Here is a 21,174-nt window from a genome sequence, read left to right as displayed (position 1 = left end):
TTGTCCGCACCGCGCAGCAGCACCCGCCCCCGCATCCTCTACGTCACCGATCTCGCGTACGAGGCCCGTGGCCGCCGCTACTGCGACGAGGACATCTTCCTGACCTCACGGCTGCGCGCCGCCTTCGACCTGGCGCTGTGCCATCCGCTGGACGCGGCCGGACTGATGGACTCCTTCGACGCGGTCGTGGTGCGCAACAGCGGTCCGGTGCTCGGCTACCAGGAGGCGTACGAGGCGTTCCGCGCGCGGGCCCTCGCGCAGGGCACGACCGTCTACAACCCGCTGAACGGGCGCGCCGACATGGCGGGCAAGCAGTACCTAGTCGACCTGACCGAGGCCGGCCGCCCGGTCATCCCGACCGTCGAACGGGCCGCGGACCTGGCGAAGCTCCCGGCCGCGCCCGCGTACGTGGCGAAGCCGAAGCAGGGCGCGGACTCGATAGGTCTGCGCCGGGTGAGCCCGGAGCAGCTCACTGAACTCCCCTACGAAGAGGGCCTGCTGGTCCAGCCCCACATCGACTTCGCCTACGAGGTCTCGTTCTACTTCGTCGACGACGCGCTCCAGTACGCCCTCTACGCACCGGACCCGGCCCGCCGCTGGGAGCTGCGCTCCTACGAAGTCACTCCCGCCGACCGCGAGTTCGCCCGCTCCTTCATCGACTGGAACACGCTCCCGTACGGCATCCAGCGCGTCGACGCCTGCCGCACCCGCGAGGGCGACCTGCTGCTCGTGGAGCTGGAGGACCTCAACCCGTATCTCTCGCTCGACCTGGTGGACGACGCGACGCGGGACGCCTTCGTGACGGCGATGACGGCGTCGGTCCGGGCGGCGGTCTCCGGCTCCTAGCTGTCCGGGAGGTCGCGCACGACCCGCGCCGGATTGCCCACCGCCACCACGTCCGCGGGCAGGTCGCGGGTGACGACGGAGCCCGCGCCGACCACCGTGTTCGCCCCGATGGTGACGCCGGGGCAGACGATGACGCCGCCGCCCAGCCAGACGTTGTCACCGATGGTGATCGGCTTCGCCGCCTCCCACTTGGCGCGGCGCGGTTCCGCCGCGACGGGGTGCGTGGGCGTGAGCAGTTGGACGTTCGGGCCGATCTGGACGTCCTCGCCGATCCGGATGGGCGCCACGTCGAGGAACACGGCGCCGTAGTTGACGAAGGTCCGCGCGCCGATGCTGATGTACGTCCCGTAGTCGACGGCGAGCGGCGGCCGGACCACGACGTCCTCGCCCAGTTCGCCGAGCAGTTCGCGCAGCAGGGCCCGGCGCGCGGGCAGGTCGGTGACGCTGCTCGCGTTGTACCGCTCCCCGAGTGCGGCGGCGCGCAGGGCGGCCGCCTCCAGTTCGGGGTCGTCGGCGAGGTAGAGGTCACCGGCGAGCATGCGCTCCTTCTGGCTGCGCTCCTCGGGGCGCGGCCAGTCGCGCACCTCGGTCACCGCCGAGACCGGCAGCGGACCGTAGAGGTGCGGGAACCGCTCCCCGCCGGGCACGCCCTCCTCGACCCGCACCGGAACCCCGTCGAGACGTCCCGGGTCGACGACGAGGACCACCAGCTCGCCCGGGGCGGGATCGGTCCCGTACAGCAGTTCCGCGACCTGGCGCACCTGGTGCGGGAACGAGAAGTGGATGAAGCCGACCTCCGGGAGCGTCTTGCCGCGGGTCGACATCTCGTACGTCCCCGCGGCCCGGGCGCTCTCCCACAGGCGTCGCTCGGTGATGTGCAGCAGCTCGATCATGCCCCCAACGTACGGGGCCGCCGAGGTCACCGCGTCCTGGTGTAGCGGCGCACCACCACGCCGCCGGCGAACGTGCGGTTCTCCGTCAGGTCGAACCGGTCGAACGAGTAGGAGCGGCCGCCGAACAGCGGCATGCCGCCGCCGAACACCACCGGGTACGTCTTCAGCACGAGTTCGTCGATCTCGTCCATGAGCAGCCCGGCGAGCTGCGCGCCGCCGCACAGCCAGATGTCCAGGTCGCCGTCCTCGGCCTTGAGTTCACGGACCTTGCCGACGACGTCGTCGTGGATCAGTCGCACGTTCGGGTGCGGGGACTCGGTGAGGGTGCGCGTGAGGACGTACTCGCGCAGGTGCCCGTACGGGCTGGTGAGCCCGGCGTCGAGGCCCACCTGGTAGCTGTTGCGGCCCTGGATCACGGTGTCGAATTTTTTGTTCGCGACCCCGTCGAGGCCGAGCATCTTCCGGCCGGGCGCCGAGACGGTGTCCGGGTATTCGCCGGTGAGGTACGCGAGGAACTCCTCGTCGGCGAACTGCATGAACATGTTGCCGTCGCCGGTCTCGTCGCCGATGAAGCCGTCGATGGACACGGCGACGAAGTACGTGAGCTTGCGCAAGCTGGTCTCTTTCCGCTGGGGACAAGGGAGTTGGGGCGTCGTTCCGCCCGAACCACTTCAGTTATAGTGCTTCACGTGTAGTGGTTGCAAGGGCTTTGAGGGATACAGGGAGTCGGACGCATGGTGAGGAATCCCGAGCGCAGGGCGGCACTGGTCGACGCGGCCGTCGAGGTGCTGGCGGCGGAGGGGGCCCGGGGCCTGACCTTCCGCGCGGTGGACACGGCGGCGGGCGTGCCGACGGGCACGTCGTCGAACTACTTCGCCAACCGCGACGACCTGCTCCACCAGATCGACGCCTGGCTGCACCAGCGGCTCGCACCGGACCCGGAGGCCGTCGGGAAGCTGCTGGCGCTCCCCCGGGACCGGGCCCTGGTCACCGCGTTCATGCACAACCTGATGGGGCGCGTGCAGGGCGACCGCACCGGGTTCCTCGCGATGATGGAGATGCGCCTGGAGGCGAGCCGTCGCCCGGAACTGCGTGCGTCCCTGAGGGGGTCGCTCCGCGGCGACCTGGACGAGGCCGTCTCCTTCAACGCGCAGGCGGGACTGCCCGGCGGCGCGGAGGAGATCACGCTGCTCTACCTGGGCATGCTCGGACTCATCCTGGAGCACCTGACGATGCCGGGAATGCTGGACGGCGCGATCCCCGGGGCGAGCGTGCCGGACGGCGTGGTGGCACGCCTGGTGGAGCGGATCATTCCCGAGGGCTGACGCGGCACGGCGGGCAGCGGCGAGCGGTCAACCCGCCTGCGGCTCGCGCCACATGGGCCACATCGTCGGCCCGTCCGGCAGCTGGACGGTACGGTCCATGACGGCGAACCCGAGCCGCTCGTACAGGGCGCGGCCGCGTGCGCTGCTGGCCTCCAGGTACACGGGCCGGCCCGCACGGTCGCACCGGTCGAGCACCGGCGTCATCAGCGCGGTGCCGAGCCCCTCGCCCTGCCGCTCCGGCGCGACGCCGATCATCCAGAGGTACGTGTGGGCCCGCCCCTGCGGGTGCGCCTCGTCCAGCAGGCGGGCGATGTCCTCGATCCGCGCGTTGTCCGGATCGACGGCCTCCCGCACCTGGGCCGGGATGTCCTCGTCACCGGCGTCGTGCGGCTCGTCGGGCACGTCCATCCACAGCGCGACGGCCGAACCGTCCTCCAGCAGATCGACATATCCCCCGGACCCCTCGGCGAGCGTCGCATCGGTGAACGCCCCCATGAGCCCCGCATGCCGGACCCGCCGGTACTCGGCACCGGGAAACACCCAGCCGCTGACCGGATCGTCCATGAACGCCCGATCGAGCACCCCGACTATCCACTCCCGATCCTCGACCCCCGCCCGCCGGATCCCCACACCCACACCAACCGCCCCCGCTCAACTCGCCTTCGCTGCATGGCCGTTGGCAGCCTAAACGATGAGAACCGGAGATCTGCGCGCCCCCTCCTGATGGGAGATGCCGCACGAAGTGCGCATCTCAGGGGCGCGGGGAACTGCGCGCCCAGCCCCCACGCACCCGCACACGCCCCACAACACGAGGCCCCCGAGCGGAGCGCTACCGCTCACGGCGCGTGACGAACTCCGCCAACGACAACAACCCTCCCGCCGCCTCAGGCACCGGCACAGCCCGCTGCAACTCGGCCACGGCCCGGGCCATCTGATCGGCGGCCTGCGCCTGCGCCCAGTCCCGCCCACCGGCCCGCTCGACCGCGAGCGCGATCGCCTCGATGTCGGCCCGCCCCTCCTGCCCCGGCCCCGGCGGCCCGTACCGCGCGGCCAGCTCGTCCGCCGCCGGCCCACCGGAGGCCAGCGCCGCGACGACCGGCAGCGACTTCTTGCGGACGACCAGATCAGCGCCGGCCGGCTTCCCGGTACGGGCCGGATCGCCCCAGATCCCGATCACGTCGTCGATCAGCTGGAAGGCCAGACCGGCCGCCCGCCCGAACGCGTCGAGCGCCGCGACCTCCTCGTCCCCCGCTCCCGCGTACAGCCCGCCGAGCGCGCAGGCGCAGCCGAGCAGCGCCCCGGTCTTGGCCTCCGCCATGGCCAGCGTCTCCGCGAGGCTGGTCTCCGCCGGATCGCGCCGCTCCAGGGCGACGTCGGCGGCCTGCCCGGCGCACAGCTCCACGACGCAGGAGGCGAGCCGGGCCACCGCAGCGGCCGCCGCCGGGTGCGCGTCCTGGACGAGCAGCCGCTGCGCCTGGGCCTGCAACGCGTCCCCCGTGAGGATCGCGTCCGCGTCACCGAACACCGCCCACGCGGTGGGCCGGTGTCTTCGGGTGGCGTCGCGATCCATCACGTCGTCGTGCAGCAGCGAGAAGTTGTGCGTCAGCTCCACGGCGGCCGCGGCCGGTACCGCCTGCTCGGTGCGCCCGCCGAGGGCGCGCGCCGCGGCGAGCACGAGGGCGGGCCGTACCGCCTTGCCCGCGTGGCCCACCGCCGGTGTGCCGTCCGCGTGCTCCCACCCGAAGTGGTAGCGGGCGACGCGGCGTATGGACCCCGGCAGGTCCTCGACGGCCCGCCGCAGCGCGGGGTCGACCGACGCCCTGGCCTGCGCCAGGATCGTCGCTGCTTCCTGGGCCTCGGGCGACTGCACCGTGTTCGCGATCTCCGTCGTCCGGGTCAAGGGCTCACCCGGGTGCGGGTGCCGGTACGCCGTGTGCGGCTCGTCACCGCCACCGGCCGATCTCGACGTTCTCCAGGACTCCCAGCGCGTCCGGCACCAGGACCGCCGCCGAGTAGTACGTGGTCACCAGGTACGAGATGATCGCCTGCTCGCTGATGCCCATGAACCGCACCGACAGGCTCGGCTCGATCTCGTCCGGGATGCCGGACTGCCGCAGACCGATGACGCCCTGCTCGTCCTCGCCCGTACGCATGCAGATGATGGACGTGGTCCGCGCCTCGCTGATCGGGATCTTCCCGCACGGGTAGATCGGCACCCCGCGCCAGGTCGGGATGCGGTTCCCGCCGACGTCGATGCTCTCCGGGACCAGGCCCCGCTTGTTGCACTCGCGGCCGAACGCGGCGATCGCCTTGGGGTGCGCCAGGAACACCTTGGAGCCGCGCCGCCTGCTGAGCAGCTCGTCCATGTCGTCGGGGCCGGGCACGCCGTCGTGCGGCTGCAGCCGCTGGTCGTACTCGCAGTTGTTGAGCAGGCCGAACTCCCGGTTGTTGACGAGCTCGTGCTCCTGGCGCTCCTTCAGCGCCTCGACGGTGAGGCGGAGCTGGTGCTCCGTCTGGTTCATCGGCTGGTTGTAGAGGTCGGCCACGCGCGTGTGGATGCGCAGCACGGTCTGGGCGACGCTCAGTTCGTACTCGCGCGGCGCCGCGTCGTAGTCGACGAACGTGCCCGGCAGGACGGCTTCGCCGACATGGCCGGCCGAGAGGTCGATCTCCTTCTCTCCGTAGTTGTTCGACCGCTGCTCCGGCAGCGAGCGCAGCTGCTGGAGATGGTCGCGCAGGGCTTCCGAGCGCTCGGCGACCTGCTCCACGTCGCGGCGCGGCAGGACGAGCACGGTGCACGCGGTGGCCGCGCGTGCCGTGTACTCCCAGATGCCCTCGTCGTCGAGGAGGGCCTGGTCACCGAAGTACGCGCCGTCGGCGAGGACGCCGAGCACCGCGTCGTCGCCGTACGGGCCCGTGCCGACCTTCTCCACCCGGCCGTGCGCGAGCAGGAACACCTCATCCGCCTGGCTGCCGAACGAGGCGAGCACGTCGCCTGCCGCGAACTCGCGCTGCGCGCACCGCTGCGCCAGCTCGTTGAGGACATCGGGGTCCTCGAAGTCGCGCAGCGCGGGCAGCTCGCCCAGCTCGGCGGGGATGACCCGGACGTCGTCCCCCGTCTTCACGAAGGTGATCCGTCCGTCACCCACCGAGTAGCTCAACCTGCGGTTCACCCGGTACGTGCCGCCCTGGACGTCCACCCACGGCAGCGTCTTCAGCAGCCAGCGTGAGCTGATCTCCTGCATCTGCGGGGCGGACTTGGTGGTGGTGGCCAGATTCCGCGCGGCGGATGTGCCGAGGCTCTTCTGTCCCCCCGAGCCCGTCTGCTCCGCGCGGACCTCTTCGCCTACCGACATGTCTTTGCCCCTCCCGATCACGAACCGACCTGCGGAGGAAAGCCTTCCAGCACGGTGAGTGGCGACGCCATTACACGAATGAGGGGGAATGGACCTGCCCGGCGCGGGGCATGGGCGGCGTTTTTCGCACACGGCGTTGCTCCGTACCGCCGATTTCCGGAACTCGAAGATCTCGGTGCGCGTTGATCGGGGAACGGCTTCCCACAGAACTCCGACAGAAAAGGTGACCACCATGGCGGGCTTCCTGGACAAGGCCAAGGAACAGGCGCAGCGCGGGCTGACGCAGGGCAAGCAGAAGCTGGACGAGGTGCAGGCGCAGCGTGCGGGCGGTGACCTGCTGAAGAAGCTGGGCGCCGCGTACTACGCGGAGCGCTCGGGCAGCGGCAGCCCCGAGGCGACGCAGACGGCGCTGCGCGCACTGGAGGCGCACATCGCGACGAACGGGGACGGGTTCCTGCACAGCTGACCCGCGGCTCCGCGCAGGGTGCCCGCTGTCCGGAACGGCTCGCACGGAATACGAACGAGTAGTCAACGAGTAGTCCCTGCCGGGCTGTTCCGGGTACAAGCAGCGGTACGAGACGGCCCGCGGGAGGCGGCCGTCGTCCCCGCGAAGGAGTCGGTCATGGCCCCACCCATGTCCGCGGCCAGTTTTCTCGCCGCTCTGAAGGACGAAGGCGTGACAGTGGTCGAAGTCGGCGACTGGCAGCATCACAACCGCAACAGCAAGGGCGCCTGGGGTCCGGTGAACGGCGTGATGATCCATCACACCGTCACCAAGGGCAGCGCGGCGACCGTCCGGATCTGCCGCGACGGACACACGGACCTGCCGGGTCCGCTCTGTCACGGCGTCATCACCAAGGACGGCCACGTCCACCTGGTCGGCTACGGCCGGGCGAACCACGCGGGGCTCGGTGACGACGACGTGCTGCGCGCGGTGATCGCGGAAAAGGCGCTCCCGCACGACAACGAGGCGAACACGGACGGCAACAGCCGCTTCTACGGCTTCGAGTGCGAGAACCTCGGCGACGGCGAGGACCCGTGGCCGGCGGCTCAGCTGGCGGCCATCGAGAAGGTGTCCGCGGCGATCTGTCGCCACCACGGCTGGACGGAGCGGTCGGTCATCGGCCACCTGGAGTGGCAGCCCGGGAAGATCGACCCGAAGGGCTTCACGATGTCCTGGCTGCGCGAGCGCGTCCGGGACCGCCTGAAGTAGGCCGCGACGGCGGGCACCCGGACACATGTCCGACAATGGCCGGGTGCCCCGCCTGTCCCTCGCCGATCTGCGCCCCCGTCTGCCGTCGCCCCTGACGGAGATCGACGACGACCGCTTCACCCGCCACGGCGTCCGTGTCCTCCTCAAGCGGGACGACCTGATCCACCCGGATCTGATCGGCAACAAGTGGCGCAAACTCGCCCCGAACCTGGAGGCGGCGCGGGGTCGCCCCCTCGTCACGTTCGGCGGCGCCTACTCCAACCATCTGCGGGCCACGGCCGCGGCCGGCCGTCTCCTGGGCATCTCCACGACCGGCATCGTCCGCGGTGACGAGCTGGCAGACCGCCCCCTCAACCCGTCGCTGACGCGCTGTGCCGCGGACGGCATGCGGCTGCACTTCGTCGACAGATCGACGTACCGGCACAAGGACCGGCCCGCCACGCTCGCCGCACTCCTCGACGCGGCCGACGCCCGGGACGCCCATGTGGTCCCCGAGGGCGGCAGCAACGCTCTCGCCGTCCGGGGCTGCACGGCGCTGGGCCGCGAACTGCGCGGCCGGGCCGATGTCGTCGCCCTCGCGTGCGGCACCGGCGGCACCCTGGCGGGGCTGGCCGCGGGCCTCGCCCCCGACCAGCGCGCGCTCGGTGTAGCGGTCCTCAAGGGCGGCTTCCTGACCGCCGAGGTCCGCGCCCTCCAAGAGGCGGCGTTCGGCGGTGTGCGGGGCGACTGGCAGGTGGCGGACGACTTCCATTTCGGCGGCTACGCGCGCGTGCCCGCCGAGCTCAGGGCGTTCGCCGAGGACTTCGAACAGCGGCACGGCGTCCCCGTGGAGCACTTGTACGTCGCCAAGATGCTCCACGCCCTCGTCACCCTGGCCCAGCAGGGCGCGTTCTCCCCGGGCACGACGATCGCGGCGGTCGTCACGGGCACGCCCCAGCAGTAGGCCGGGCTCAGTCGTCGACCTCCCGGTAGGCCGCGGCCTCCTCCAGGTCCAGCTTGCGCAGCAGCGTCCGCATCATCTCGTCGTCGATGCGCCGCTCGTCGCGCAACCGTACGAACACTTCCCGCTCCGCGGCGATCGCCTCCCGCGCGAGCCGCCGGTACGTGTCGTCGGCGGACTCCCCCGTCACCGGGTTGGGCTGTCCGAGCCGCTCCCACACGGAGTTGCGCCGCCGCTCCAGCACGGTGTGCAGGCGGTCCTGGAGGGCCTGTGGCAGGCAGTTGCGCTCGTCGCGCATCAGGGAGTCCACCCGCTTCTCCGCGGCCGTCGAGGCGGTGTTCTGCGCCTGCGCCTCGGCCAGCGTCTCGGCCTGCACGTCCCGCCCGGGCAGCTTCAGCAGCCTGATGAGCGGCGGCAGCGAGAGCCCCTGCACGACCAGCGTGCCGATGACCGTCGTGAACGTCAGGAAGAGCACCAGGTTGCGGGCGGGGAAGTCCTCCCCGCTGTCCGTCACGAGCGGGATCGAGAACGCGATGGCCAGTGACACCACACCCCGCATCCCGGCCCAGCTCACGATGAGCGGTTTGCGCCAGTCCACGTCGTCCTCGCGCTCCCGCGCGCGCGGGAAGATCCACCACGGCAGATAGGTGGCCGGATACGACCACACGAACCGCACCACGACCACGAGGAAGAACACCCCGACCGCATACCAGACGGCCTGCGCGACGCTGTACTCGCCGAGGCCGCCGAGGACCACGCGCAGTTGCAGTCCGATGAGCGCGAACACCGACGACTCCAGGATGAAGGCGACGACCTTCCACACCGCGGCCTCCTGGAGCCGCGTCTCGAAGTCGACCTGCCAGGACCGGTGCCCCAGGTAGAGCGCGACGGTCACCACGGCGAGCACCCCGGAGGCCCCCACCTGCTCGGCGGCGGCGTACGCGACGAAGGGGATGAGCAGGGACAGCGTGTTCTGCAGCACCGCTTCCTTCAGGTGCGTACGCAGCCAGTGCAGCGGCACCATCAGCAGCAGCCCCACGCCGACCCCGCCGACGGCAGCCACCAGGAACTCCCGGATACCGCCCGCCCAGCTGGCCCCCTCCCCCACGGCGGCGGCGAGTGCCACCTTGTAGGCGGTGATCGCGGTCGCGTCGTTCACGAGGGACTCGCCCTGGAGGATCGTCGTGATCCGCGCGGGCAGCCCCACCCGCCGGGCGATCGCCGTGGCCGCCACGGCGTCGGGCGGCGCGATCACCGCGCCCAGGACGAGCGCGGCGGTCAGCGGCAGATCGGGGATCAGCTGGTACGCGAGCCAGCCCACGGCCACCGTGGCGAACAGGACGTACCCCACGGACAGCAGCGCCACGGGCCTGATGTTGGCCCGCAGATCGAGGTACGAGCTCTCCAGGGCCGCGGTGTGCAGCAGCGGCGGCAGGATCAACGGCAGCACGATGTGCGGGTCGAGCGCGTATTCGGGAATCCCCGGCACATACGAGGCCGCGAGACCGACCGCGACCAGCAAGAGGGGCGCCGGCACCGGTGTCCTGCGCGCCGCCCCCGCCACCGCGGCACTCACCGCGACCAGTCCCACCAGCGGCAATACGTCCATGGCCCGCCCTTCGCCCTACGTGATCACGCCACCCGTCGTAACCTGGCCATCATGAACGAGTGCCCGCACGTCGACACGCTGCCGCACCCCGAGCCCGACTCTCTGAGCGAGACCTGTCTGGAGTGTCTGGCCGTCGGCAGTCACCCTGTGCAACTGCGGCTGTGTCTGGTCTGCGGCCACGTCGGCTGCTGCGACTCCTCGCCCTACAAGCACGCCACGGAGCACTTCAAGGAGACCGGGCATCCGGTGATGCGCACCTTCGAGCCTGGTGAGAGCTGGCGCTGGTGCTTCGTGGACACCGCTCTCGTCTGATCGTCGGCGGCATCGGGATTCGATCGGCGAGCACGTGGGTACGTCAAACCGGCGCCCCCTCTTTCCAATTGGGCCCGCACACCCTCTAGCCACTGTCCGTGCCCGTGGGCTTACTATGAGTGACAGCAATGGGCCGGGGGTCCCCGGGACAGGAAAGTCGGGCGCGCGGTAGCGTCACCGCAGATATATGTGGCGTGTCACCCGGGGGACGACACCTCCGGAGCCCGAAAGTGCTTGTACCACCTTGGAGGTGAGGGTGTCCCAGTTTGCAGGCGAGCCCGGGAATCAGGACTTCGTGGAAGTCCGGCTGCCGGCTGCGGGTGCCTACCTGTCGGTGCTGCGGACGGCCACGGCCGGCCTCGCGGCGCGTTTGGACTTCACCCTGGACGAGATCGAGGACCTGCGCATCGCGGTCGACGAGGCCTGCGCGATCCTGCTTCAGCAGGCCGTCGCCGGCTCCGTTCTCAGCTGCGTGTTCCGCCTCGTGGACGACTCCCTGGAGGTGACGGTCTCCGCACCGACCACCGACGGCCGGGCCCCGGAGCGCGACACCTTCGCATGGACGGTGCTCTCGGCCCTCGCGGGCCAGGTCGATTCCTCGGTGGCCGAGGACAAAACCGTCTCGATCAGCCTCTACAAGAAGCGCGGCGCGGGCCCCGGCCCGGCGTGATGAACGGGGAAGGTCCGGTGCGGGACGACAAACGCGGCACACGGGATCTCCCGGCCGACGGCTCGGGCGGGATGCGACGGCTGACCACCGGCATTCCCGAACAGCAGGCCCGGCCGCATCCGGAAGACCGAGCGGACCCGGCGACGAAAGCGCCACAGCAGGCAGCACCGACCACCGGGGCCGACGTTCGCGGGGGCTCAGGAGGATCGGACGCGCGACGGGCGGGATTGATGAGCGACCACGAGCGACACGGCCAGCAGCGCGGCCGGCGCGATCCGCAGGACCGCAGTGGTGCACGCGCGATGTTCATCGAGCTGCGCACCCTGAAGGACAGCAGTTCGGAGTACGCCGAGCTGCGCAATCAGCTCGTGCGCATGCATCTGCCGCTGGTCGAGCACCTGGCGCGCCGCTTCCGCAACCGCGGGGAGCCGCTGGACGACCTCACGCAGGTGGCGACCATCGGTCTGATCAAGTCGGTGGACCGGTTCGACCCGGAGCGCGGCGTGGAGTTCTCCACGTACGCGACGCCGACGGTGGTCGGCGAGATCAAGCGGCATTTCCGCGACAAGGGCTGGGCCGTGCGCGTCCCGCGCCGTCTGCAGGAGCTGCGGCTGGCCCTGACGACGGCGACGGCCGAGCTGTCCCAGATGCACGGCCGCTCCCCCACGGTCCATGAGCTGGCCGAGAAGCTGGCCATCTCCGAGGAGGAGGTCCTGGAGGGCCTGGAGTCGGCGAACGCGTACTCCACGCTGTCCCTGGACGTCCCGGACACGGACGACGAGTCCCCGGCGGTGGCCGACACCCTGGGCGCGGAGGACGAGGCGCTGGAGGGCGTCGAGTACCGCGAGTCCCTCAAGCCGCTCCTGGAGGACCTGCCGCCGCGCGAGAAGCGCATCCTGCTGCTGCGTTTCTTCGGGAACATGACGCAGTCGCAGATCGCCCAGGAGGTCGGCATCTCCCAGATGCACGTCTCCCGCCTCCTCGCGCGGACCCTCGCGCAACTGCGGGAGAAGCTCCTCGTGGAGGAGTGAGCGAGAGTTCCTCCACGCGTATTTCTCGCAGCACACGAAGGCGCCCGGTGCGATGTCCGCACCGGGCGCCTTCGTACGCGTAGAGATCGTGTGGAGAACTACCGGGACTCCTGGGACTCCTGCGTGCTGCCCGGCGTACGGATGCCGAGCGCGCGCGTGGTCTCCCGGTTGACGAGCATTACCAGGGCCACGACCGCCACCACACCGAGCACGATGCCGGCGCCGATGGCCGCGCTGTCGGCCTGCAACAGCGTGTAGGCGACGGGCAGCGCCATGATCTGCGTGATGATCGCGGGGCCGCGGCTCCAGCTCTTGCGGGCCAGCAGGCCGCGGGCGGCGAGCAGCGGCAGCAGCGCGAGGACGATCAGCGTGATACCGCCGGTGATGGCCTGCTCCGGATTGTCGGGGTGTCCGGCGAGCCCCGCGACCAGGATGTAGCCGCCGCCCGCGACGAGCGCGGCACCTTCGAGTCCGGCCAGGGCGGCGGCGACGGTCAGCCGGCCGGGGCGCGGGACTTCTTCTTCGGAGGTCTCGGGGGCGGGATTCTGCTCTGAGGTCACCTTTGCAGAGTAGCCCCCGCCCGCGACGGCGTTCTTACCCGACTCCTACCTCGGTCTGGGCGCGATCAAGGGCGCTAGGTACGCTGCCTTGCATGCGTGCACTTCTCGTGGTCAATCCGGCGGCAACCACCACCAGCGCGCGCACGCGCGATGTCCTGATCCACGCCTTGGCGAGCGAGATGAAGCTCGAGGCCGTCACCACCGAGTACCGCGGCCACGCCCGCGACCTCGGCCGGCAGGCCGCGGAGAGCAAGGACATCGAGCTGGTCGTCGCCCTCGGCGGCGACGGCACGGTCAACGAGGTGGTGAACGGGCTGCTGCACGGCGGCCCCGATCTCGACCGGCTGCCGGGCCTCGCGGTCGTCCCCGGCGGCTCCACGAACGTCTTCGCCCGCGCCCTCGGCCTGCCGAACGAGCCCGTGGAGGCCACGGGACAGCTCCTGGACGCCCTGCGGGAGGGCCGGCAGCGCACGGTGGGTCTGGGACTCGCCGCGGGCACGCGCGGCACGGAGGACGAGGCGGTGCCGTCGCGCTGGTTCACCTTCAGCGCGGGCCTCGGCTTCGACGCGGGGGTGGTCGGCCGGGTCGAGCAGCAGCGGGAGCGGGGCAAGCGTTCGACGCACGCTCTGTATGTGCGACAGGTGGTGCGCCAGTTCCTCGGCGAGCAGGACCGCCGGCGCGGCACGATCACGCTCGAACGGCCGGGCGAGAACCCGGTCACGGATCTGGTCGTCTCCATAGTCAGCAACACCTCGCCGTGGTCGTTCCTGGGCAACCGTCCGCTGTACCCGACGCCCCAGGCGTCCTTCGACACCGGCCTTGACGTGCTCGGACTCAAGAAACTGTCGACTCCGGCGGTGACCCGCTACGGCACCCAGCTGCTGATGTCGACGCCCGAACGCGGCCCCCACGGCAAGAACGCGGTCACGCTCCACGACCTCACCGACTTCACCTTGCATTCGAAGGTGCCTCTGCCCCTTCAGATGGACGGTGACCACCTGGGGCTGCGCACGAGCGTGACGTTCACAGGCGTACGCCGTGCACTGCGTGTGATTGTGTGAGTGGAAGGGCCCAAAGTCCTTTATCTCGAACGTTTGGGCTGGGCTCCACCCCATGGAAGTACGGCTGTGACCTAGCCGACACCGAGGAATCAAAAAAAACTTTCCTGAAGGGGTTGTATCCGCCGCCGAGGTTTGCGAATCTCTACATGGCGCTCGGGACGGCCCGCAACATCGGCCCCATTGAGAGCCCGAATCCCCTCCTCAAAGCAACGGACCACCGTCGCGTACGTGACGTTCGGCCCTTCACTTGTTGAGGGATTCGTGAAAGCGTTCACATTCACAAGCAACCTGCACGTAATACCAAGGAGAGGTAGCAGCCATGGACTGGCGTCACAACGCCGTTTGCCGCGAAGAAGACCCCGAGCTCTTCTTCCCCATCGGCAACACTGGTCCTGCGCTGCTGCAGATCGAGGAAGCCAAGGCCGTCTGCCGTCGCTGCCCCGTCATGGAGCAGTGCCTGCAGTGGGCGCTCGAGTCCGGCCAGGACTCCGGCGTCTGGGGTGGCCTCAGCGAGGACGAGCGCCGCGCAATGAAGCGCCGCGCCGCTCGCAACCGGGCCCGTCAGGCCTCCGCCTGATTCCCCACCCCTCACGAGCCTGAGCCCGGCGGCGCGTACAGCGAGTACGCATCTCCCGCCCCCGAGCCGCAGCGCGCAGTACCCCCGATGCTCCCCCAGGCTCAGCCCGGGACATGACCCGAGCACGCGAGTATGGAGCCCCGGACCGTATCCCGGTCCGGGGCTCTCTGCTGTGTGCACTCCCTCGCCGAATGCGGCCGGCGGCGGCTACTTCTGTGAGCGGACCGGGATGTCGAGGATGACCTGGGTGCCGCGCTCGGGTGCGGGCACCATGTCGAACGTTCCGCCCAACTCGCCCTCCACCAAGGTGCGTACGATCTGCAGTCCCAGATTGCCGGCCCGCTTCGGGTCGAAGTTCTCGGGCAGACCGACACCGTCGTCCTGGACGGTGATCAGCAGACGGGTCTCCTTGCTCGTCCCGCCGCGCACCGCCGAGACCTCGACGGTGCCGGTGTCGCCCTGGCGGTAGCCGTGCTCAAGTGCGTTCTGCAGCACCTCGGTCAGGACCATCGACAGCGGCGTGGCCACCTCGGCGTCGAGGATGCCGAACCGGCCGGTGCGCCGACCCGTCACCTGGCCCGGGGAGATCTCCGCGACCATCGCGAGCACCCGGTCGGCGATCTCGTCGAACTCCACGCGCTCGTCCAGGTTCTGCGAGAGCGTCTCGTGCACGATCGCGATGGAGCCCACGCGCCGGACCGCTTCTTCGAGCGCCTCGCGCCCCCGGTCCGACTCGATGCGCCGGGCCTGAAGACGGAGCAGGGCCGCGACGGTCTGGAGGTTGTTCTTCACCCGGTGGTGGATCTCCCGGATGGTGGCGTCCTTGGTGATCAACTCACGCTCGCGGCGGCGCAGTTCGGTGACGTCGCGCAGGAGGACGAGGGATCCGATGCGGGTGCCCTTGGGCTTGAGCGGGATCGCCCGCAGCTGGATCGAGCCCTCCTCGCCCTCGATCTCGAACTCGCGCGGGGCCCAGCCGCTGGCGACCTTGGCGAGTGCCTCGTCCACCGGGCCGCGGGACGGGGCGAGTTCGGCGGTGGTGCTGCCGAGGTGGTGGCCGACCAGATCGGCCTGGAAGCCCAACCGGTGGTAGGCGGACAGCGCGTTGGGGGACGCGTACTGGACGACACCGTCGGCGTCGAGCCGGATCAGGCCGTCGCCGACACGCGGGGAGGCGTCCATGTCGACCTGCTGTCCCGGGAACGGAAACGATCCGGCGGCGATCATCTGGGCGAGGTCGGACGCCGACTGGAGATAGGTCAGTTCCAGTCGGGAGGGGGTACGCACCGTCAGCAGGTTGGTGTTGCGGGCGATGACCCCGAGGACCCGGCCCTCCCGGCGGACGGGGATCGACTCGACCCGGACCGGGACCTCCTCGCGCCACTCGGGGTCGCCCTCGCGCACGATGCGGCCCTCGTCGAGCGCGACGTCCAGCATCGGGCGGCGGCCGCGCGGCACCAGGTGGCCGACCATGTCGTCCTGGTAGGACGTGGGGCCGGTGTTGGGGCGCATCTGCGCGACGGAGACGTATCGCGTGCCGTCGTGCGTGGGGACCCACAGGACGAGGTCGGCGAAGGAGAGGTCGGAGAGCAGCTGCCACTCCGAGACCAGCAGGTGGAGCCACTCGAGGTCGGAGTCACCGAGGGCGGTGTGCTGGCGTACGAGATCGTTCATGGAGGGCACCAGGCGAGCGTACCCGCCGGTCGGCAGGGGCCCGAACGGTCCCGAAAAGACCGACGGGCCGCGGCGCCGGGGGTCGGGACCCTCAACCCTTTCCCTGGCACCGCAGCCCTTCAGGTGCATCGGCTTCCAGGTGTGCGGTTCCCGGTGCCGATCGAGGAGCCGACGCAGTCAGGGCAGAGAGCGGCGGGTCCTCTGTCCGTCCTCCTGTGCGGGGAGGACGGAGGTCTCCGTTACGCATTGTGGACTAGACCATTCTCCGATGTCCATGCATCGGCGGAGGATTGTTGTCGTCTCTTCCTACGACTTCTGCCACGACTCGTCCTCCGGTCGACAGGGCCGCTCCCGGCCCGCGCGTCCACGGTTACTCCAACGTACGTCCTTCACCACGGGTGCCGGAACGCCCGGGTTCAATCGGATTCGATTCCGGGCCAGACCGCCATCGCCAGGGCGGCGACGGCCTCCAGCTCGGTCCGGCTCGCGCCGTCGCGGGCCTGCTGGGACATGCCCTGGAAGACCGCGGCGACGCAGCGGGCGAGAGCGGTGGTGTCCGTGCCCTCGGGCAGCTCCCCCGCGGCCACGCCCTGGCGCAGCCGGTCGGCGATGGCGCCGAGGCTGGTGTTGCGCTGCTCGCGCAGGGCCAGCTCGACCTCGGGGGTGGTGCAGTTCGTCGCGGCGTGGATGACCAGGCAGCCGTGCGGGAGCCCGGGGGCGGTGAACGCGTCGGCCGCCTCCCGCAGCAGTCGCTCGACCGCGCCGCGGGCCGTCGGCTCCTCGGCGAGGGCGCGGCCGGGGCCCGCGCCGTGCGTGGTGCCGTAGACCCGCACGACCTCTTCGAAGAGGGTGCGCTTGTCCCCGAACGCGGCGTAGAGACTCGGGGCGCCGATCCCCATCTCGCGGGTCAGGTCGGAGACCGAGGTCGCCTCGTACCCGTTCTCCCAGAAGGCTCGCATGGCCTTCTCCAGGGCGGTCTCCCGGTCGAAGGAGCGGGGCCGCCCGCGCTGCTTGGTCGCCATGGGGTGAATTCTATAGCGCCCACTAGAAAACGGGGCAGGGGCTGCGCTACGGTCATTTTCTAGCGAGCGATACAGAAACGGGGGCGCGATGGTGCACGGCTCAGGGAGCGGCGCGGTGGACGGCTATCGGGTCTCGGTGACCTTGGCGAGGGCGCGCGGGGCGTCGGGGTCCTGGCCGCGGGCGATCGTCACCTCGTACGCGAGCAGCTGCAGCGGCAGGATCTCCAGCACCGGCTGCACCTCCTCGGCCACCCCGGAGGTGGGCAGCACGAAGCCGGCGGAGGCCCGGGCGACCTGGGCCTCGGGGCCGACGACCATCAGATCGGCGCCGCGGCCGCGCAGCCGGTCGAGGACGGGCTGGAGGGCAAGACCACCTCTGCCGTCGGTGACCACGGCGATGACCGGGGAGATGTTGTCGACCATGGCGAGCGGGCCGTGCAGCAGATCGGCGCCGGAGTAGGAGAGGGCGGGGATGTAGCTGGTCTCCATCAGCTTGAGGGCCGCCTCCTTGGCGGTCGGGTAGCCATAGCCACGGGAGGTGATCACCATGCGTCCGGCGAAGCGGTAGCGGGAGGCGAGCGTGCGGACCTCGTCCTGCCGGGCGATCAGGTCGTCGGCGAGATCGGGCAGCACGGCGGCCACGTCCGAGCCGTCGGCGCCGCGCAGCCCCTCCACGAAGAGGTAGAGCGCGAGCAGGGACGCGGTGTACGTCTTCGTCGCGGGCAGCGCCTTCTCCGGCCCCGCCATGATGTCGATGTGGTGCTCGGAGACCGCGGCGAGCGGGGAGTCCGGGTTGTTGGTCACGGCGAGGGTGATCGCGCCGGCCTCGCGGGCCGCCTTCGTCGAGGCGACGAGGTCGGGTGAGCCGCCGGACTGGCTGACCGTGATGACGAGGACGTCCCGCAGATCGGGCCGGGCGCCGTAGGCCGTCGTGGTGGACATGGAGGCGAGACCGCAGGGCAGGCCGAGCCGGATCTCCAGGAGGTACTTGGCGTAGAGGGCGGCGTTGTCCGAGGTGCCGCGAGCGGTGAGGAGGACGAAGCGGGGGGCGCGGGCGGCGACCTGGCGGGCCACGTCCTGGATGCGCGCGGCACCGGTGCCGAGGAGGCGGCGCAGGACGTCGGGCTGCTCACGGATCTCACGGGCCATGATCCGGCCGGGCCGTTCCTGCTCGGGCGTGGCGGTCATGCGGGTCACCTCCGGTGGGTCGGCGCGGCCGGACATCTTCCACTCTGGCCGCCCACGGCGCGCGGCGCCCAGTGAAACGCGGCGCGGGTCGATCGCGTCGGCCCGCCCGGCCGCGCGCAGGCGTCCCGGAAGCGTGGCCGCGCCCATCACGTCGAGCCGCGCACCATCCGCACCATCACCACTGGCACCACCCCCACCGCCCGCACCACCCGCGACGGCCCCCTTCGACGTGCCGACCCCCGGTGCAGCGTCGAGCATGGTCGGAGCGGGTCCGTGGAGGGCCTGACCGGCGGGGCCCTGCTCTGCTAGATTGGTCTATACCACATGAACTCCGGTTCTCCCCGTCCCCTCTGACCAGAACGGCAGGCCATTCGTGGAAGTTGTGATCGTTCCGGACGCCAAGGCAGGTGGCGAGCTGATCGCCGAAGCCATGGCCCAGCTGCTGCGGCGCAAGCCCGACGCGTTGCTCGGTGTGGCCACCGGCTCGACCCCGCTGCCCATCTACCAGGCGCTGACGGCGAAGGTCGGCAGCGGCGAGGTCGACGCGTCCAGGGCGCGCATCGCCCAGCTCGACGAGTACGTGGGGCTGCCCACCGGGCACCCCGAGTCGTACCGGGCGACGGTGCTGCGCGAGGTCGTGCAGCCGCTCGGGCTCGGCGAGGGGTCCTTCATCGGTCCCGACGGCAGCGCCGAGGACGTGCAGGCGGCCTGCGAGGCGTACGACAAGGCGCTGGCCGAGGCCGGGGGTGTCGATCTCCAGCTGCTGGGGATCGGGACCGACGGGCACATCGGGTTCAACGAGCCGTGCTCGTCGATCGCGTCGCGGACCCGGATCAAGACGCTGACGGAGCAGACCATCGCGGACAACGCGCGGTTCTTCGACGGCGACCTCGGCCAGGTGCCCCGCCATGTCATCACGCAGGGCATCGGGACCATCCTCGAAGCCCGTCACCTGGTGCTGCTCGCGACCGGCGAGGGCAAGGCCGACGCGGTCGCCGCCACCGTCGAGGGGCCCGTCGCCTCGGTGGTGCCCGCCTCCGCGCTGCAGTTGCATCCGCACGCGACCGTCGTCGTGGACGAGGCCGCCGCGTCCAAGCTGAAGCTTGCCGACTATTTCCGGCACACCTATGCCAACAAGCCGGAGTGGCAGGGCATCTAGGCTCCGCCTCGACCCGGCAAAAAGGTGCCGGCCCCCATCCGGGGGCCGGCACCTTTTTCTGTTTCGTCGTCGGCTGCGGGCCGGTGGGGGCTGGTCGCGCAGTTCCCCGCGCCCCTGAAGGGCACACTCCGTGCGCCCCAGGGGGAAGCTGCGCGAAGCGCATGCTTCAGGGGCGCGGGGAACTGCGCGACCAGCCACGACGAGAGCCGCGGCCGACGACCGAACGAAGCCGGGGCTAGGCCCCCACGATCACCTCGGCGGCAGCCACCCCGCACACCCGCGCCGCCCCATGGGTGGCGATGTGCAGAGCGCCGCGCGCCGCGGCCTGCGGCACGCCCATCTCCACGACCACCGTGTCCGGCCGCGCCGCCAGCAGCGCGTCGACGGCGGCCGCCATCCACCCGTGGCGGTGCTCGTCGCGGACGACGGCGATGATCCGCCGGTCCCCCGCGGCGGCCAGCGCCTCGGCACCGGCGTCGGCGCCCGTGTAGGAGCCGGTGGTGGTGCCGGGCAGCAGGCGTTCGAGTTCGGCGGCGACGCCCCAGGGGGTCTCGTCGCCGACCGCGATGTTGGCGACCGGGGAGAACGCCGCCACATGGACGGGGGCCCCGGCGACCGACGGCGCGTACCCGGCGGACCGGGTCACCGTCAGCGCGCGCCGGGCCGCGACCAGGCCGATCCCGGGATCGGTGGGCACGCCCCCCGACGTGCCCGCCGCACCCGAGGTCCAGGCGGCGAGGGCCCGTACCCGGGCGGCGGCGTCGGCGAGCCGCTCCTCGGCCAGTTCGCCGGAGCGGACCGCCGCGACCAGCGCGTCGCTGAGCCGGACCACCGTCTCGTCGTCGGCGAGCCCGCCGCCCACGCAGATCGCGTCGGCGCCGGCCGCGATGGCGAGGACACTGCCGCGCTCGATGCCGTATGTGGCGGAGATGGCCTGCATCTCCATGCCGTCGGTGACGATGAGGCCCTGGTAGCCGAACTCCTCGCGGAGCAGGCCGGTGAGGATGCGCCGGGACAACGTTGCCGGACGCTCGGGGTCGAGTGCCGGGACCAGGATGTGGGCGCTCATCACGGCCTGCGAACCGGCCGCGATCGCCGCGCGGAACGGGGCGAGGTCGCGGGCGTGCAGCACGTCGAGGCCGACGTCGATGCGCGGCATGTCGTGGTGCGAGTCCACCGCGGTGTCGCCGTGCCCGGGGAAGTGCTTGGTGCAGGCGGCGACGCCCGCGGACTGCAGCCCCGTCACGTACGCGGCGGTGTGCCGGGCGACGAGGTCGGTGTCGGCGCCGAAGGAGCGGACGCCGATGACGGGGTTGCCCGCGTTGGCGTTGACGTCGGCGGACGGCGCCCAGTTGAAGTTGACGCCGCATTCGGCGAGCCGGCGGCCCAGCTCGTGGGCGACGGCCCGGGTCAGCTCGACGTCGTCGACCGCGCCGAGCGCGTGGTTGCCGGGGAAGGACGAGCCGGTGCGCACCTCAAGGCGGGTGACGTCACCGCCCTCCTCGTCGATGGCGACCAGGATGTCGTCCCGCTCGGACCGCAACTGGGCGGTCAGGGCGGCCAGTTGCTCCGCGGAGGCGATGTTGCGGCCGAACAGGCCCACCGACGCCAGGCCCTCGCCGACCCGGCGCAGCAGCCAGTCGGGCGCGGTCGTGCCCGGGAATCCGGGCTGCAGGACCGTCAGGGCATCCCGCGTGAGGGTGTCCGTACCGTGTGCGAGTGTCGTCATCAGGTGGCG

22 protein-coding genes and 1 pseudogene are annotated in these 21,174 nt (G+C 71.1%); 11 read left to right on the top strand and 12 right to left on the bottom strand.

What is annotated here, in order from left to right:
- On the top strand, positions 1 to 846 hold the full coding sequence (locus ACFVDP_RS31985; RefSeq protein ID WP_383497404.1) for a hypothetical protein: 846 nt from the start codon (positions 1 to 3) through the stop codon (positions 844 to 846).
- On the opposite strand, the gene ACFVDP_RS31980 is transcribed toward ACFVDP_RS31985, so the two are convergent.
- From ACFVDP_RS31980 to ACFVDP_RS31970, 3 genes and pseudogenes are all read right to left on the bottom strand, one after another.
- The gene (locus ACFVDP_RS31980; RefSeq protein ID WP_383497458.1) at positions 843 to 1,385 is read right to left on the bottom strand and encodes a sugar O-acetyltransferase; all 543 of its coding nucleotides are present in this window, start codon (positions 1,383 to 1,385) and stop codon (positions 843 to 845) included. The two genes, ACFVDP_RS31985 and ACFVDP_RS31980, sit on opposite strands and share 4 nt — an antisense overlap.
- Before the next feature lie 33 nt (positions 1,386 to 1,418).
- A pseudogene (locus ACFVDP_RS31975) lies at positions 1,419 to 1,739 on the bottom strand (DUF952 domain-containing protein); the annotation flags it as partial.
- Positions 1,740 to 1,765: 26 nt separating this feature from the next.
- A complete protein-coding gene (locus ACFVDP_RS31970) occupies positions 1,766 to 2,353 on the bottom strand; it encodes a dihydrofolate reductase family protein (RefSeq protein WP_383497402.1) in 588 nt (195 codons plus the stop codon).
- A gap of 120 nt (positions 2,354 to 2,473) precedes the next feature.
- On the opposite strand from ACFVDP_RS31970, the gene ACFVDP_RS31965 reads away from it, so the two are divergent.
- Positions 2,474 to 3,064, top strand: a complete 591-nt coding sequence (locus ACFVDP_RS31965) for a TetR/AcrR family transcriptional regulator (RefSeq protein ID WP_383497400.1) — start codon at positions 2,474 to 2,476, stop codon at positions 3,062 to 3,064.
- A gap of 27 nt (positions 3,065 to 3,091) precedes the next feature.
- Here the strand turns inward: ACFVDP_RS31965 and ACFVDP_RS31960 are convergent, their stop codons facing one another.
- The 3 genes from ACFVDP_RS31960 to ACFVDP_RS31950 all read right to left on the bottom strand — a co-directional run bounded on the left by ACFVDP_RS31960 (position 3,092) and on the right by ACFVDP_RS31950 (position 6,420).
- A complete protein-coding gene (locus tag ACFVDP_RS31960) occupies positions 3,092 to 3,700 on the bottom strand; it encodes a GNAT family N-acetyltransferase (protein ID WP_383497398.1) in 609 nt (202 codons plus the stop codon).
- A 193-nt stretch (positions 3,701 to 3,893) separates the two neighbouring features.
- Complete coding sequence (locus tag ACFVDP_RS31955; protein WP_383497396.1) at positions 3,894 to 4,964, bottom strand: family 2 encapsulin nanocompartment cargo protein polyprenyl transferase; 1,071 nt, start codon at positions 4,962 to 4,964, stop codon at positions 3,894 to 3,896.
- A 43-nt stretch (positions 4,965 to 5,007) separates the two neighbouring features.
- Entirely contained in the window at positions 5,008 to 6,420 is a 1,413-nt protein-coding gene (locus ACFVDP_RS31950; RefSeq protein WP_383497394.1) for a family 2B encapsulin nanocompartment shell protein, read from the bottom strand.
- Positions 6,421 to 6,652: 232 nt separating this feature from the next.
- Between ACFVDP_RS31950 and ACFVDP_RS31945 the strand changes: the two genes are divergently transcribed.
- The 3 genes from ACFVDP_RS31945 to ACFVDP_RS31935 all read left to right on the top strand — a co-directional run bounded on the left by ACFVDP_RS31945 (position 6,653) and on the right by ACFVDP_RS31935 (position 8,576).
- Positions 6,653 to 6,886, top strand: coding sequence for a hypothetical protein (locus tag ACFVDP_RS31945; protein WP_383497392.1), 234 nt, complete (start codon positions 6,653 to 6,655; stop codon positions 6,884 to 6,886).
- Between the two features lie 156 nt (positions 6,887 to 7,042).
- Positions 7,043 to 7,633 carry an N-acetylmuramoyl-L-alanine amidase gene (locus ACFVDP_RS31940; protein WP_383497390.1) on the top strand — a complete coding sequence of 197 codons (591 nt, stop codon included), beginning with the start codon at positions 7,043 to 7,045 and terminating at the stop codon, positions 7,631 to 7,633.
- Between the two features lie 25 nt (positions 7,634 to 7,658).
- Positions 7,659 to 8,576: a 1-aminocyclopropane-1-carboxylate deaminase/D-cysteine desulfhydrase gene (locus ACFVDP_RS31935; RefSeq protein WP_383497388.1), complete on the top strand. Its 918-nt coding sequence runs from the start codon at positions 7,659 to 7,661 to the stop codon at positions 8,574 to 8,576.
- A gap of 7 nt (positions 8,577 to 8,583) precedes the next feature.
- On the opposite strand, the gene ACFVDP_RS31930 is transcribed toward ACFVDP_RS31935, so the two are convergent.
- Positions 8,584 to 10,182 carry a Na+/H+ antiporter gene (locus ACFVDP_RS31930; RefSeq protein ID WP_383497386.1) on the bottom strand — a complete coding sequence of 533 codons (1,599 nt, stop codon included), beginning with the start codon at positions 10,180 to 10,182 and terminating at the stop codon, positions 8,584 to 8,586.
- Between the two features lie 51 nt (positions 10,183 to 10,233).
- On the opposite strand from ACFVDP_RS31930, the gene ACFVDP_RS31925 reads away from it, so the two are divergent.
- The 3 genes from ACFVDP_RS31925 to ACFVDP_RS31915 all read left to right on the top strand — a co-directional run bounded on the left by ACFVDP_RS31925 (position 10,234) and on the right by ACFVDP_RS31915 (position 12,195).
- Positions 10,234 to 10,494 carry a UBP-type zinc finger domain-containing protein gene (locus ACFVDP_RS31925; RefSeq protein ID WP_383497384.1) on the top strand — a complete coding sequence of 87 codons (261 nt, stop codon included), beginning with the start codon at positions 10,234 to 10,236 and terminating at the stop codon, positions 10,492 to 10,494.
- 256 nt (positions 10,495 to 10,750) lie between these two features.
- On the top strand, positions 10,751 to 11,164 hold the full coding sequence (locus ACFVDP_RS31920; protein ID WP_111666343.1) for an anti-sigma regulatory factor: 414 nt from the start codon (positions 10,751 to 10,753) through the stop codon (positions 11,162 to 11,164).
- Positions 11,164 to 12,195, top strand: a complete 1,032-nt coding sequence (locus tag ACFVDP_RS31915) for an RNA polymerase sigma factor SigF (RefSeq protein WP_383497382.1) — start codon at positions 11,164 to 11,166, stop codon at positions 12,193 to 12,195. Before ACFVDP_RS31920 ends, ACFVDP_RS31915 begins: the two co-directional genes overlap by 1 nt.
- Before the next feature lie 98 nt (positions 12,196 to 12,293).
- On the opposite strand, the gene ACFVDP_RS31910 is transcribed toward ACFVDP_RS31915, so the two are convergent.
- Positions 12,294 to 12,755: a hypothetical protein gene (locus tag ACFVDP_RS31910; protein ID WP_383497380.1), complete on the bottom strand. Its 462-nt coding sequence runs from the start codon at positions 12,753 to 12,755 to the stop codon at positions 12,294 to 12,296.
- Positions 12,756 to 12,847: 92 nt separating this feature from the next.
- Between ACFVDP_RS31910 and ACFVDP_RS31905 the strand changes: the two genes are divergently transcribed.
- Both ACFVDP_RS31905 and ACFVDP_RS31900 read left to right on the top strand, forming a co-directional pair.
- Positions 12,848 to 13,816: a diacylglycerol/lipid kinase family protein gene (locus ACFVDP_RS31905; RefSeq protein ID WP_383497378.1), complete on the top strand. Its 969-nt coding sequence runs from the start codon at positions 12,848 to 12,850 to the stop codon at positions 13,814 to 13,816.
- A gap of 319 nt (positions 13,817 to 14,135) precedes the next feature.
- Positions 14,136 to 14,393, top strand: a complete 258-nt coding sequence (locus tag ACFVDP_RS31900) for a WhiB family transcriptional regulator (RefSeq protein WP_016639615.1) — start codon at positions 14,136 to 14,138, stop codon at positions 14,391 to 14,393.
- A gap of 207 nt (positions 14,394 to 14,600) precedes the next feature.
- On the opposite strand, the gene ACFVDP_RS31895 is transcribed toward ACFVDP_RS31900, so the two are convergent.
- The 3 genes from ACFVDP_RS31895 to ACFVDP_RS31885 form a co-directional block, all read right to left on the bottom strand.
- The gene (locus tag ACFVDP_RS31895) at positions 14,601 to 16,067 is read right to left on the bottom strand and encodes a sensor histidine kinase (protein ID WP_383497456.1); all 1,467 of its coding nucleotides are present in this window, start codon (positions 16,065 to 16,067) and stop codon (positions 14,601 to 14,603) included.
- Positions 16,068 to 16,483: 416 nt separating this feature from the next.
- Positions 16,484 to 17,089: a TetR/AcrR family transcriptional regulator gene (locus tag ACFVDP_RS31890; protein WP_383497376.1), complete on the bottom strand. Its 606-nt coding sequence runs from the start codon at positions 17,087 to 17,089 to the stop codon at positions 16,484 to 16,486.
- A 123-nt stretch (positions 17,090 to 17,212) separates the two neighbouring features.
- The gene (locus tag ACFVDP_RS31885; RefSeq protein WP_383497454.1) at positions 17,213 to 18,277 is read right to left on the bottom strand and encodes an SIS domain-containing protein; all 1,065 of its coding nucleotides are present in this window, start codon (positions 18,275 to 18,277) and stop codon (positions 17,213 to 17,215) included.
- Positions 18,278 to 18,650: 373 nt separating this feature from the next.
- Here ACFVDP_RS31885 and nagB point away from each other — a divergent pair, with 373 nt between their 5' ends.
- Complete coding sequence (nagB, locus tag ACFVDP_RS31880) at positions 18,651 to 19,436, top strand: glucosamine-6-phosphate deaminase (protein ID WP_383497374.1); 786 nt, start codon at positions 18,651 to 18,653, stop codon at positions 19,434 to 19,436.
- 235 nt (positions 19,437 to 19,671) lie between these two features.
- Here the strand turns inward: nagB and ACFVDP_RS31875 are convergent, their stop codons facing one another.
- The gene (locus ACFVDP_RS31875) at positions 19,672 to 21,165 is read right to left on the bottom strand and encodes a glycoside hydrolase family 3 protein (protein WP_383497372.1); all 1,494 of its coding nucleotides are present in this window, start codon (positions 21,163 to 21,165) and stop codon (positions 19,672 to 19,674) included.
- Positions 21,166 to 21,174 lie beyond the last annotated feature (9 nt).

The sequence above is a fragment of the Streptomyces sp. NPDC057694 genome (assembly GCF_042799415.1).
Lineage (GTDB): Bacteria > Actinomycetota > Actinomycetes > Streptomycetales > Streptomycetaceae > Streptomyces.
This window is presented reverse-complemented; position numbering and strand designations above follow the sequence as displayed.

Bases quoted from the DNA above. Each gene is read 5' to 3' on its own strand.
- ACFVDP_RS31895 (WP_383497456.1), bottom strand. From the start codon at position 16,067: ATGAACGATCTCGTACGCCAGCACACCGCCCTCGGTGACTCCGACCTC.
- ACFVDP_RS31890 (WP_383497376.1), bottom strand. From the start codon at position 17,089: ATGGCGACCAAGCAGCGCGGGCGGCCCCGCTCCTTCGACCGGGAGACC.
- ACFVDP_RS31980 (WP_383497458.1), bottom strand. From the start codon at position 1,385: ATGCTCGCCGGTGACCTCTACCTCGCCGACGACCCCGAACTGGAGGCG.
- ACFVDP_RS31930 (WP_383497386.1), bottom strand. From the start codon at position 10,182: ATGGACGTATTGCCGCTGGTGGGACTGGTCGCGGTGAGTGCCGCGGTG.
- ACFVDP_RS31965 (WP_383497400.1), top strand. From the start codon at position 2,474: ATGGTGAGGAATCCCGAGCGCAGGGCGGCACTGGTCGACGCGGCCGTC.
- ACFVDP_RS31915 (WP_383497382.1), top strand. From the start codon at position 11,164: ATGAACGGGGAAGGTCCGGTGCGGGACGACAAACGCGGCACACGGGAT.
- ACFVDP_RS31875 (WP_383497372.1), bottom strand. From the start codon at position 21,165: ATGACGACACTCGCACACGGTACGGACACCCTCACGCGGGATGCCCTG.
- ACFVDP_RS31950 (WP_383497394.1), bottom strand. From the start codon at position 6,420: ATGTCGGTAGGCGAAGAGGTCCGCGCGGAGCAGACGGGCTCGGGGGGA.
- ACFVDP_RS31945 (WP_383497392.1), top strand. From the start codon at position 6,653: ATGGCGGGCTTCCTGGACAAGGCCAAGGAACAGGCGCAGCGCGGGCTG.
- ACFVDP_RS31900 (WP_016639615.1), top strand. From the start codon at position 14,136: ATGGACTGGCGTCACAACGCCGTTTGCCGCGAAGAAGACCCCGAGCTC.
- ACFVDP_RS31935 (WP_383497388.1), top strand. From the start codon at position 7,659: ATGTCCGACAATGGCCGGGTGCCCCGCCTGTCCCTCGCCGATCTGCGC.
- ACFVDP_RS31885 (WP_383497454.1), bottom strand. From the start codon at position 18,277: ATGACCGCCACGCCCGAGCAGGAACGGCCCGGCCGGATCATGGCCCGT.
- ACFVDP_RS31940 (WP_383497390.1), top strand. From the start codon at position 7,043: ATGGCCCCACCCATGTCCGCGGCCAGTTTTCTCGCCGCTCTGAAGGAC.
- ACFVDP_RS31905 (WP_383497378.1), top strand. From the start codon at position 12,848: ATGCGTGCACTTCTCGTGGTCAATCCGGCGGCAACCACCACCAGCGCG.
- ACFVDP_RS31925 (WP_383497384.1), top strand. From the start codon at position 10,234: ATGAACGAGTGCCCGCACGTCGACACGCTGCCGCACCCCGAGCCCGAC.